Genomic DNA, 3004 nt, shown 5'->3' on the forward strand with positions numbered 1-3004 from the left:
TAGGGCTGGAGCACGGCGCTAGTTTTCATCGATATTGCGTGGGGCGCCGTTGCCAGCGCAATCGCATGTGCGATCGCTGTGGCGGAGACGACGCGAGTGGTATCGGCGAGTTGAAACGCCGCTAATCAGGAATGCCCCGAGAGCGACGCGACTTCAGCCGAAGCATCCGATGCAGACGTGTCCGGTAAAGCCAGATCCTCCGCCTTTACCGCCGCTCGCGAGGCGCGGGACGCCGCACAAGTCGCCCGGGAAGCAAGCAAACGGACGCTGGCGGCGGAAAAGGCGGAGGATCTGGCTTTACCGGACACGTCTGCATCGGATGCTTCGGATGAAGACGCGTCGCTCTCGGGGCATTCCTGATTAGAGGCGTTTCAACTCGCCGATACCACTCGCGTAGTCACCGCCACAGCGATCGCACATGCGATTGCGCTGGCAACGGCGCCCCACGCAATATCGATGAAAACAAGCGACGTGCTCCAGCCCTTGAGCGTCGCGAGATTCGTCAGGTCGTACGTGGCGTATGCAACGATCCCGAACAACGCGCCGCTGATCAGTCCGCGCATGACGCTCTCTTCGGTTACGCCCGGCACGACACAAAAATAAACCAGGCCGACTATATAAATCACGTAGAAGATGGCCGCAGCGCCGAAGTTCGGTTTAGGCAGCAGCAAGTCACCTATTTCACGCTGATAGATATTTCGCGAAACCACGCCGAGCCAGATGGCATCGAGGATCAGGAACACGACGGCGGTGGCCACAAAAGCAACAACTAACGTCTTTGACATGAGCATTCCGGTACGTTGAGCAAAGCGTGAAAGATATGTGATTTTCCGGACTCGGGCACAAGGTGTACCGTGGTGAATGCGGTGCCTGTTAAGTCCGGTTTAAGCCGATGCATGGTTTAATGCACCGGCCCGGATGCAAAGACGAAAACCCGACCTTGTCAGGTGCAAAAAAGCTCGCAACAAAGTGTATCGGCGAGCTTGCAATTACCGCGCCCGGCCCGACTTACCCGACGCGTGGCGCAACGAGCGCTGCGTTAGAGCAACTTTAAGCATGCGTTCAACAGATGTTGAACGTTGCAGCACGGCTCGCTGAGGGACCCGTCCCGAAGCAGCCGAATCAATTTTCAGGAGGAAACTCATGTCGCTTTTGGATTCCATCTCGCGCACCGTCAAGGGCCTGTTGAACGACGCCGCCGACACCGTGCAGGACCCGTCGCGAGACGCTCGTCAGATCGTGCGCGAACTCGACGACAGCATCGCGAAAGCCGAGAACTCGCTGATCGAAATCGAGGCGCAGGTCGCCACGCAGCAAAGCAAGCGCGATGTCGCCGCCGAAAAGGCCAAGAAGTACGAGGAAGGCGCGAAGCGCGCGCTGCAAAGCGGCGACGAAGCGCTCGCACGTGAAGCGCTGAGCGCGCAAGCCAACGCTGAATCCGAACGCGACGCACTGGCTGCCGAATTGACGACGCTGGTGCCATCGACGGATCATCTCAAGCAGCAAATCAACGACATGCGCCAGCGCCGCAACGAGCTCAATTCGCGCTCGAACATTTTGCAGGCGAAGCAGGAGATTGCGACTGCGAAAGACGTGGCCGCTACGGCGCTGGGCGGTATCGGCGGGAAGAACCTGTCAGAAGACTTTCAGAAGCTCGAAGACAAGGTGCAGCTATCAAACGCGCGTTCCGATGCCCGGCTGAACTCTGCCGATCAGAAGAGCGGCAAGGCGCTTGAAGACAAACTCGCAGCTCTCACGCGTGGACCATCGGTGGAAGATCGCCTCGAAGCGTTGAAGAAGCAGATGAACACGCCAGCGCAGTGACCAGGAAGTAGCGGCGCGAAACTTGCGCCGGTTTGACGAAGGGTATCGAACACCCTTCAGGACGCAGCGGCCGGTGAAATCATCGAGTCCGCTGCGGGCAACACTGGATATTGCATCGACATGTCGCACGAAATGGAGACGGGTGCGAACGCCCCGGTCCGCTGATGAAAAAATATGTGATGGCAGTGGCTGCGTCGCTGATGCTGGTTTCGGCTGCGGCGTTCGCCGTACCGAGCGCCGGCCAGATCGAGCAGTCGATGACGCAAGGCAACTGGGCTCAGGCCGACTCCCAGTTGAACGAAGTGATCCAGGCGCATCCGAACAATGCCAAGGCGCATTATCTGTATGCGCAGGTGCTGGACCGCGAAGGCCGTCCAGCCGATGCGCTCGCCCAGATCCAGCAGGCGAAGACGCTGGACCCCGCGATCAAGTTCACCGACCCGTCGCGCTTCAACGCGATGGAAGCGCGGATTCGCTCCGACGCGAACCGCGTGAATTCATCGTCCAATTTGGGTGGGCAGACGAACGAGCGGTCCACGGGTAATGCGGTGACATCGGTGACGCGCAATCCGTTTAACCAGGGCGCGGTTGCAGCACCCGAAAAACACGGCCCGTCCATGGGAATGTGGGTGTTGCTCGCGATCGTGGTGGCCGGAATTGCGCTGGTGCTGCGATGGGGTCTGAAACGCGCGCGCTCGAACGAAGACGGTCAGGCCGATACCGATCGCCGCGCGCAACTCAAACGCGCGACCGAACTGCTCAACGATGTCCGCTCGCTCAAGCTTGACGTGCGTTTATCGACGCAACCGGGTCACGAAGCGATGCTGAAGGAAGTGGAAGGCATCGAGACGCAATTGCGACAGATGGTCGAAGCGCTGTCCAATTCGAAGAATCCCGTGCCGCCCTATGCGATCGAGGATTTGGCGAGTCAGATCGACAGCGTCAGGGCACGTTCGGAGGGACGCCCTGATCCGCGTGCAGCAGCGCCCGCGGCGAACGTCAACGACAACCAGTCGGTCTATGCGCAGGAAGCGGAGCGCTTCGGGCGCACGCCGCCGGGACAGCCGCCCTATTCGCCTTATCCGCAGCAACAGCCGCCGGTTGTCATTCAGCAAGGCGGCGGCGGTTTTGGCGGCGGACTGGGCGGATTGCTGGGCGGCGTCCTGCTTGGTGAAGCGCA

The 3004-nt window shown here is 60.1% G+C and carries 3 protein-coding genes; 2 read left to right on the forward strand and 1 reads right to left on the reverse strand.

The features are described from left to right. Positions 1-371: 371 nt before the first annotated feature. A complete protein-coding gene (locus tag ACRXB1_RS33740; protein WP_449494499.1) occupies positions 372-785 on the reverse strand; it encodes a DUF2177 family protein in 414 nt (137 codons plus the stop codon). Between the two features lie 358 nt (positions 786-1143). On the opposite strand from ACRXB1_RS33740, the gene ACRXB1_RS33745 reads away from it, so the two are divergent. Both ACRXB1_RS33745 and ACRXB1_RS33750 read left to right on the forward strand, forming a co-directional pair. After that, positions 1144-1824, forward strand: coding sequence for a PspA/IM30 family protein (locus tag ACRXB1_RS33745; RefSeq protein ID WP_075357862.1), 681 nt, complete (start codon positions 1144-1146; stop codon positions 1822-1824). 164 nt (positions 1825-1988) lie between these two features. Next, the coding region (locus tag ACRXB1_RS33750; RefSeq protein WP_449494500.1) for a tetratricopeptide repeat protein at positions 1989-3004 on the forward strand (1016 nt) is incomplete at its 3' end.

Source organism: Caballeronia sp. M23-90, assembly GCF_053574605.1.